1 pseudogene is annotated in these 385 nt (G+C 63.4%); it reads right to left on the reverse strand.

Going from position 1 to position 385, the window contains the following annotated elements:
• Positions 1-385: pseudogene (locus ASD34_RS28015) on the reverse strand (accessory Sec-dependent LPXTG-anchored adhesin); the annotation flags it as partial.

The following is a 385-nucleotide window of genomic DNA, read 5'->3' on the forward strand; positions in this document are numbered from 1 at the left end:
AAGGCTGTCGATGCGGCTGCTGCTGGTGCTCAGGCCGGACGACGTGGAGGTCGACAAGCTGCTGACGTTGCTGTTCGTGGTGCTCAGACCTGTGGACAGGCTCGAGATGCCGCTCGTGGCGGTGCTCAGACCGCTTGAAGTCGACGTCGACAGGCTGTCGATGCGGCTGTTGGTCGTGCTCAGGCCGGACGACGTGGAGGTCGACAGGCTGCCCACATTGCTGTTCGTCGTACTCAAGCCCGTGGACAGGCTCGATATTCCGCTGGTCGCCGTGCTCAGCCCCGACGACGTCGACGTCGACAGGCTGCTGACATTGCTGTTGGTCGTGCTCAAGCCGGTGGACAGGCTGGAGATACCACTCGTGGCCGTGCTCAAGCCAGACGAC

Source organism: Variovorax sp. Root473 (assembly GCF_001426505.1).
Taxonomy (GTDB): domain Bacteria; phylum Pseudomonadota; class Gammaproteobacteria; order Burkholderiales; family Burkholderiaceae_C; genus Variovorax.